7 protein-coding genes are annotated in these 8206 nt (G+C 63.9%); 3 read left to right on the top strand and 4 right to left on the bottom strand.

Going from position 1 to position 8206, the window contains the following annotated elements:
* A partial coding sequence (locus Q664_RS03815) for a hypothetical protein (protein WP_235216544.1) occupies positions 1 to 1120 on the top strand: 1120 nt, incomplete at its 5' end.
* Here Q664_RS03815 and Q664_RS03820 read toward each other — a convergent pair.
* Positions 1095 to 1907, bottom strand: coding sequence for an AraC family transcriptional regulator (locus Q664_RS03820; protein ID WP_043389904.1), 813 nt, complete (start codon positions 1905 to 1907; stop codon positions 1095 to 1097). The genes Q664_RS03815 and Q664_RS03820 overlap by 26 nt on opposite strands.
* A gap of 101 nt (positions 1908 to 2008) precedes the next feature.
* Here Q664_RS03820 and Q664_RS03825 point away from each other — a divergent pair, with 101 nt between their 5' ends.
* Positions 2009 to 3469: an FAD-dependent oxidoreductase gene (locus Q664_RS03825; protein WP_043389909.1), complete on the top strand. Its 1461-nt coding sequence runs from the start codon at positions 2009 to 2011 to the stop codon at positions 3467 to 3469.
* Positions 3470 to 3506: 37 nt separating this feature from the next.
* Here the strand turns inward: Q664_RS03825 and Q664_RS03830 are convergent, their stop codons facing one another.
* From Q664_RS03830 to Q664_RS03840, 3 genes are read right to left on the bottom strand one after another with little or no spacing between them, the layout of a single operon-like run.
* Entirely contained in the window at positions 3507 to 3932 is a 426-nt protein-coding gene (locus Q664_RS03830; protein WP_052517639.1) for a LytR/AlgR family response regulator transcription factor, read from the bottom strand.
* 23 nt (positions 3933 to 3955) lie between these two features.
* Positions 3956 to 6571, bottom strand: a complete 2616-nt coding sequence (gene ppsA, locus Q664_RS03835; protein WP_043389905.1) for a phosphoenolpyruvate synthase — start codon at positions 6569 to 6571, stop codon at positions 3956 to 3958.
* Between the two features lie 33 nt (positions 6572 to 6604).
* The gene (locus Q664_RS03840; RefSeq protein ID WP_152621896.1) at positions 6605 to 7300 is read right to left on the bottom strand and encodes a hypothetical protein; all 696 of its coding nucleotides are present in this window, start codon (positions 7298 to 7300) and stop codon (positions 6605 to 6607) included.
* 322 nt (positions 7301 to 7622) lie between these two features.
* On the opposite strand from Q664_RS03840, the gene Q664_RS03845 reads away from it, so the two are divergent.
* A partial coding sequence (locus Q664_RS03845) for a heparan-alpha-glucosaminide N-acetyltransferase domain-containing protein (RefSeq protein WP_043389911.1) occupies positions 7623 to 8206 on the top strand: 584 nt, incomplete at its 3' end.

Raw genomic sequence — 8206 nt, forward strand, 5'->3', positions numbered from 1 at the left:
CCCTTTCATGTCACGGAGTTCCACGAAGCGAATCCGTCAGGCCGCGGTGGCGGCCGTGTTGCTCGCCGCGGGGTGCGGAGCCCCTTCCCCTACGGGCGCTGGTGGGGTGGGGGAGGTGGCCGAGGCGCACCAGTCCCTGGCTGCGACCGGCGAGAGCCTCTTCCGCCAGGAGACCTTCGGCGGCAACGGGCGCACCTGTGAGACATGCCACGGCATGGCCACGGGTACGGTCAATCCCGCCGAGTTGCGGGCGCTCTACCAGCGGAACCCGGACGCTCCCATGTTCCGGGCCATCGACAGCGATGACGGGACGACGGGCTCCAGCTACCGGCGGCTCCTGGACCACGCGACGGTTCTTGTCTCCATCCCGCTGCCCTCCAACACCCGGCTCCTCCTCGACCCGGGGGCCACTCAGCTCACGCTGCGGCGTGGCATTCCGAGCACGCTCGACACCCCGGCGCTGGACCCCGTGCTGATGCAGGATGGGCGCGCCCCCTCGCTCACGGTCCAGGCCCACGACGCCATCATGGGGCACGCCCAGGCGACGCGGGAGCCCACCGCCCAGGAGTTGGCGAGCATCGCCAGCTTCGAGCAGACGCTGTTCTCCTCCCAGGCCATGAAGGACTACGCGAGCACGGGTGTGGCTCCGTCGCTACCAGAGGGCAACACCGAGTCCGAGAAGCGGGGCCGGGCCTTCTTCCGGCCCGAGGGCGCTTGTGGTCAGTGCCACGCTGGTCCCCTGCTCAACGAGACGGGGCCTCGCAACATCCTCGGGCAGCCCCCCGGAAGCCGCTTCTCCAACGCATTCGTCTCGGAGATCAACTTCATCGCGAACCCCGTCTACATCCTGGTCGTTCAGCGCCCGCCGCTCGGGCTGCCCGAGGTGCGCCTGTCGCCCGATCCCGGCCGCTTCCTCATCACCGGCCGCTTGGAGGACTTCAACCACTTCAAGATGAGCTCGCTGTGGAACATCAAGAACACGGCGCCGTACTTCCACGACAACTCAGCCGAGACGCTGGAGGACGTGCTCACCCACTACACCTTCGCGCTCGCCCCGAGCGGCATCCTCCTCTCGCCGCGGGACGCGCAGGACATCATCGCCTGGTTGAAGCTCCTGTGAGCCGCCGCCCGGTCATGCACTGCGCCGGGGTCGTGCCGAGGAACCGCTTGAACATGGCGATGAACGCACTCACGCTTTCATAGCCCAGGGTGAAGGCCACGTTCCCAACAGGCTCTCCCTCCGATAGCAGTTCCAGGGCGCGCGCCAGCTTCGCCTGCTGCCGCCAGTGCACGAAGGTCATGCCCGTCTCCTGCTTGAAGTGGCGCGTCAGGGACCGCTCGCTGATGCCCGCCCAGGTGGCCAGGGCTCCCATGCTTCTCGGATCGGCCGGATTCGCGAGGAGTGCCCGGGCGATGGTGGCGAGCCGCCGTTCTCGCGGCATGGGCAGGCGCAGCGCCAGCTCCTCTTCCGCTCCCTGGAGCTCGTCGATGGCGACCTCCGCCAGACGGGCCTGGGGTGGGCCGAGCGGCGCACCGGGCTCCCAGCCCGTGGCGCGCTCGACGATGGCCTCCAGTACCCGGGACATCCGCACGACACGGGCTTCCCCGGGCAGCCGTTCACAGGCTCTGGCCGAGACATAGACGCTCCAGCCGTTCGTGGGGCCGTACCACTGCGCCGAGTGCCATGTGCCGGGAGGAATCCAACCGGCCATTCCCGGCGGCATGAGCCAGTTGCCGCGCGAGGTATGGATGACGAGCAGCCCGTTCTCGATGGAGAACAGCTGTCCCCGCGCATGGCGGTGCCGGGCGAGCTCGGGCTCCTGGCCCGAGTGGATGGGAATGGCGATGAGCGCCGGTTCGTCCGGACGCTCGATGGCGGCGATGATGTGCGCACTCGGATTCGGCATGTCTGGCGGAAGATCGGTATTCTTTGGCTGGATGACGTTACCACGCCAGATGTGCCGGGCCCTATGGTGATGCATGAACAATCATTGCCATGGAGCTCAGCATGAAGGATGTCATCGAGGTCGCCGTCGTGGGCGGAGGACCGACCGGGTTGATGCTTGCCTGTGAATTGGCCCTGGCGGGCATTGCCGTGACGGTATTCGAGCGCAGGGATGAGCCGGTCCAGCAATCGCGTGCATTGACGCTCCATCCACGCTCGCTCGAGGTCCTGGCGCTGCGCGGATGGGAGGGGCCCTTCCTGGAGCGCGGCAGGCCCCTGCCGACCGGTCACTTCGGCATGCTCGACACGCGGCTCGACTTCTCGGCGCTCGACACGACCTTCAAGTACACGCTGTTCATCTCCCAGGCCGTCACCGAGACGCTGCTCGAGGAGCGCGCCCGTTCGCTTGGAGTGGACCTCCGGCGCGGATACGAGGTGCGGGAGTTGCGGCAGGATGACGAAGGGGTGGACCTCGTCGGCTCGGCTTCGGGTCGGGCCTTCCGCTGCCGCGCGCGTTATGTGGTTGGCGCGGATGGGGCGCGCAGCATCGTCCGGCAACTCGCGGGGATCGGCTTCGTGGGAACGGACACCTCGGTCACCGCCATGCTGGGCGACGTGGTCCTCTCCGCCCCTCCCGCGACGCCTGCCTTCTCCACCATCAACACCCGGGGCGGCATCATGATCGTCCCGCTCAGCCCCGGCATCCATCGGATCATCCTCTTCGACCCCGAACGCATGCAGGTGCCGGTCAAGGAGAGTGTCACTCTCGATGAGCTGAGGCGGAGCGTCACGAGGATTTGTGGCACCGATCTCGGGATGAGGGACCCCCAGTGGCTGTCTCGCTTCGGCAACGAGACGCGGATCGCCGAAACCTACAAGTCCGGCCGCGTGCTGCTCGCCGGGGATGCCGCGCACATCCACTTTCCCGCTGGAGGGCAGGGCCTCAATGTCGGTTTGCAGGACGCCATGAATCTCGGTTGGAAGCTCGCCGGAGTGCTGCGAGAGCGAGCTCCGCTGTCGCTGCTGGATAGCTATCACCGGGAGCGCTACCCGGTGGGCCATGCGCTCACGCGCAACACGGAGGCGCAGACCGCCCTCATGGCCTGCTCACCGTCCGTTCTGGCCTTGCGCGACATGGTGTCTGGCTTCTTGAAGGACCCGGCCCTGAATCGCTCCCTGGCGGAGCGTCTGGGGGCCATGGACGTGGTCTATCCGGACCTGGAGATGCCCGCCCTCCGGTTCGAGGGCGAGTTCGTGACGGCCTTGACCGGCAAGAGACTCCCCGACCTGGAATTGAAGCTGCTCGATGGCGCCGTGAGGAGGCTCTACTCCTTCATGCATGAGGGACAGTGGCTGTTGCTGCGGCTCCGGGGCGGCCATGGACCCGACGTTCCGTTGGACCCGGCGTGGAGGGGCTGGACGAACGTCGTTCAGGCCCGTCCAGGCGATGACCGCGAAGAGTTCCGTGGGCTGAGCGGACTGCTGATCCGCCCGGATGGGCACGTGGGTTGGGCCTGGGCCTGAAAAAGCGCGAGGCGCTGTTCCATCCCAGCTCTTCAGTTCAGGGGCTCATCCGCTCGCGGAACTTCTGGGACTGGCGGCGGGACATTTCCACCTCCCGGCCACCCTGCAGACGGAGCACCAGTCTCCCCCCCGGCCCCAGTTCCACCGCCTCCACCTTGCGCAGATTGACGAGGTGCTGGCGGCTCGCCCGGAAGAAGTGCTCCGGGTCCAGGTGCTCCTCCAGGTAGTTCAGCGAGCGCGCCAGCAGCGGCTGCTTTCCGGGCAGGTGCAGCCGGGCGTAGTTGCCCTCGCTCTCGAAGAGGGGCACGTCCGCCAGTTCCACGAACCAGCAGTGCTCCCCGTCCCGGACGAACACCCGCTCCAGGTGCTTGCGCGGCGCGGGCGCGAGTGGCCCGGCTACCAGCGGCAGCCGCTCGAGCGCCCGCGCCAGCCTCGCTGGGTCGATGGGCGGTGCGCCCCCCAAGCAGATGAGGGGGGGCGCGCGATTTAGAGGGTTTCGACGTACCCTTCCGTGCCATGGACGCGAATCCGCTGACCATCCTTTATCAGCCTGGTGGCATTCTCCACGCCGACAACCGCCGGTAAGCCATATTCGCGTGCGATGACCGCGCCATGGGTCATCAGCCCTCCGACTTCGGTGACCAGACCTTTTATGGATACGAACAACGGTGTCCAGCTCGGGTCGGTGAAGGCGGTGACCAGGATGTCTCCCTCTTCCAGCACAGCGTCTTCCACGTTCAGGACGACACGCGCGCGTCCCTCCACAACGCCGGCGGAAACGGGGAGACCGACCATCGCTCCGGCCGGGAGATTGTCTCGTTTGTATTCACCTGCGACGATCTCGCCATCGGACGTGATGACGCGTGGCGGCGTCAGTTTTTCATGCAACGCGTGCTCGTCTTTTCGCTTGCTGATGAGCTGGTCATCCAGTTCGTGTGTGCGCACGACGTCGCGAAGCTCTTCGAAGGTGAGATGGTATATATCTTCCTTTTCTCGAATGACGTTGGCTCGCACGAGCCGTTCGGCTTCTTTCAGCAAGGCCTGCTTGTAGACGAAGTAGCGACTGACGATGCCGTATTTGGGATATTCACGGTAGCCGATGAAGTTCCGGACCAGGCTGATCATCTGCTTTGTCCGTTCGGCTTTCTGTTCGCCATCCGGCAGTTGCTTCAATCGTTCCAACAGCTCTTGTTCCTTTTTCAAGGCCACCTGTCGCCCTTGCTCGAATTTCTGACTGCCGGCACCGGGCGAAAATTTTTTGATGTTCCCGAGAATCATGGGGACAAGCGTCGTTGGTTTTTCGCGCCAACGAGGTCTCGTCATATCGATTTCTCCGGCGCACCGCACTCCATATTTATCGAGATAAGCATGGATGGCGTCTCGGGCTTCCTGACCACCCTCGAGCTTGACCAGTTCATCCAGGAAGCCATCATCTTTTACGTGCTGCAGATACTCGAACACCTGCGGATGAGGGCGAATCACGTCCGCGACATCCAATAGCGCCAGCCCCATTTCCGAGGTGATGTTGTTGGGGGCGGATTGAGAAAGCGTGTCTGCTACGCCTTTTTCACCCAACCACTTCTCGATGTTTTCGTTGATCCACGCTGAAGCTCCTATGGCAGTCATGAACACCGCCGAGCTTTGGGGATCAAATAGAATCCTCTTCAGTTCCTGAACGTCTTCCTGGATGAAATCAAGCAGCTCGGGGCCTGATTTCGTTTGGATGCTTCGTTTCAGCGCGTCTATCGATGCTTGGGTTTTCTCAATCAGGTCAGAAACGATTTTTGGATCGTTTTCGATTTGCGGATGAAACTCCGAAGACGACGTGCCTTTGTTGTTCTTGCTGGGGCTCTGTTCTTTCTTGTCATCTGGCGACGATTTGATGAAGTCGCGGCGCTCGATGATGGTCAGGATTGCATCCTTTATGAGCGGATCGTGTTTCCCCATGGCATCCAGCAGCATTTCTCTGCCGGCGGGTGATGCCAGAGCGGTGGTGACATCCACGAACAGCCTGCCGCCAGCTTTGTACATGGGCCGGAGAGCCGTTAGCTGGAACAATGAAATCCCCAATGGCTTCAGGGGATCGGTCATCATCTGCTGATGGCCGACAGACACATAGACGTGATTGTCCCGATCGTTCGCTTCCGGGATGGGGAATAGAGTGGTGATTGGCCGGCTCTGAACCAGGTAGAATTCATCGCCGACCAGGCACCATTCGATGTCCTGGGGGCAGCCGAAGTGTTCTTCGATCTTCCGGCCCATGCGCGCGAGCCGCAGGATCTGCTCGTCCGTCAGTGCTTGCCTGTTCTGCCGCTCAGGCTCGATCGCCAGTTCTTTCGTGCCGCCATCTTTCAATGCATGAATGGCCAGCTTCTTGGTGGAGACCTTCTTGGCGATGATCTCACCGTCACGCACTTTGTAGATATCGGCATTGACCAGGCCAGAGACCAGGGCCTCTCCGAGTCCGAAGCCGGCATCGATGGATGACACCTTCCGATTGGACGTGACGGGATCGGCCGTGAACAGGATCCCCGCCGCCTGCGGGAAGACCATCTTCTGCACCACCACGGACAGGTGGACTTTGCGATGGTCGAAGCCGTTCTGAAGGCGGTAGGTGACGGCCCGCTCGGTGAACAGCGATGCCCAGCACTTGCTGATGTGCGCGAGGATGGCCTTCTTTCCGATGATGTTCAAATACGTATCTTGCTGGCCCGCGAAGGAGGCCGTCGGTAAATCCTCCGCGGTTGCGCTGGAGCGGATGGCGTAGGCATTTTCTTCTCCCAGTCTGGAGAGAAGGCGCGTGATGTCTTCGAGGACATCTTCAGGGATGGCCACCCCTTCGATGGCGCCGCGGATTTCACCGCTCAGTCTACCAATCTTGTCCCGATCTTCCGCCTTCAGAAGCGACAACTGCTCAAGCAGGCCGCCGAGCGACGGTATTTCCCCGATGATTCGTTTGAAGGCTTCGGTGGAAATGCAAAAGCCATCCGGCACGCGGATTCCTTCGATCTTGGAGAGCTCCCCCAGGTTCGCGCCTTTACCTCCGGCAACCATGCGTTTTGTTTTGTCCAGGTCCTGAAAACCAAGCACATATGAGTCCATATGTTCGCGCCTCCAATTCCCGTGGAATCCTGTCTATTCACCCGCGTCGTTTTCAGCGGGGCACACGTCCGGCGGAGAACCCTCGAGGCTGCAGTATTTGGCCAGGGACTCACAGTACCTGCTCATCCCCTGGGCACAGGCTTCACCCCATCGCCTGGCGAGCACCCTCATGTCCTGGTCCGTCTCCGCCACCTCGCGCTCCTTGGGGGCGAGTTCCTGCCAATGAGCCTCGTTGAGCGCCTGGAGCGCCTTGGCCCGCTGCCGGAGCCGGGCCACGGCCCCCACGTCCCCGAGCCCCTCGGCGATGTCCGCGGCGAGGGTGCAGTACTTGGGGGGGATGCCCTGGGGCGACAGCATCTGCTCGCAGATGCGCTCCAGACAGGGCCGGACGGCGGTGTAGAAGCCCAGTTCGGTGCTGGGGCTCCAGGGACGCTCGGACCAGGGCACGGCGACCTCGGGACATGCCAGACGGTAGGAGCGGGTCACCGTCGCCATGCCGGGCTCCCCCCTGATCAGCGGCAGGAGTTCCCGACACATTGGCGAGACCGCGCTGCTCAAGGAGGATTCGCCCGCGTCGGCGCCAGCCGGGGGCTCGCACATCCGGCTCATGCACTCCATGCTGATGAGCTGTCTGGCCAACTGGGAGGGCCGCTCGGCCTGGCCCCAGCTGATGGCGGCGAAGCGTGGGCAGAGCTGCTCCACCTGGGCTCGGAACCGCTCCTTCGACATGTCTGGGGGCTCCATGGGGGTACGGCCCTGGGCTCCTGGGGAGGGCGGCTGGAAGGGTTGGCGCGAGGGAGGCCGGGAAGCCCACACGCTGAGTGCGATCAGCACCAGGAATCCGCCTACCAGGAGCAGCACGAGCCACCAGGGCTGCTTCGGGGCGGGAGGGGGAGAAGGGGGCGGCTTCTTGTCACCAGGTCGCGACCTGGACCGGGCGGCGAACGTCAGGGGCTGTAGCAACACCAGGGGCATGGCGGGAGTGTATGCCCTGGAGAAGGAAGTGTGTCCGAGATAGAAGGTACGAAACCTCTCCCCCTCGAGATTCGAGATGAGTCTTCCCTCCTCACGACGGCTGGTCTCGCTCGATTGGATGCGGGGACTGGCGATGGTGTTGATGACGCTCGACCACTCCTCGGGTGCCTTCAACGCGGGGCGGTTCTCCATGGATGGCGCGTCTCGCTGGAAGGTGGGCACGGCGCTCCCGGCCGAGCAGTTCCTGACGCGCTGGGTGACTCACCTGTGCGCCCCTACCTTCGTCTTCCTGGCGGGGGCCGCGCTGGCGCTGTCCCTCCACCGGCGTCTGGCGGAAGGAGAGCCGCCTCGTGGCCTGGATGGCTTTCACCTCCGGCGGGGCCTGTTCATCGCCTTGCTGGATCCGCTGTGGATGTCCTGGATCCTCCTGGAGTGGGGGCGATGGCTTCTCCAGGTGTTGTACGTGTTGGGCGTGGGGATGATGTGCATGGTCGCGTTGCGCGGACTGGGCACGCGGGCCCTGGTGGGGTTGGGTCTGCTCCTGATCGCGGGCAACGAATGGCTTTCGGCCATGCTGACCCACGGGAACTCGCCCTCGGTGCCAATGGCCTTGTTGTTCAGCGGGGGGTTCTTCGAGCAGAACCATTTCATCATCGGCTA

The organism is Archangium violaceum Cb vi76 (assembly GCF_000733295.1).
Taxonomy (GTDB): Bacteria; Myxococcota; Myxococcia; order Myxococcales; family Myxococcaceae; genus Archangium; species Archangium violaceum.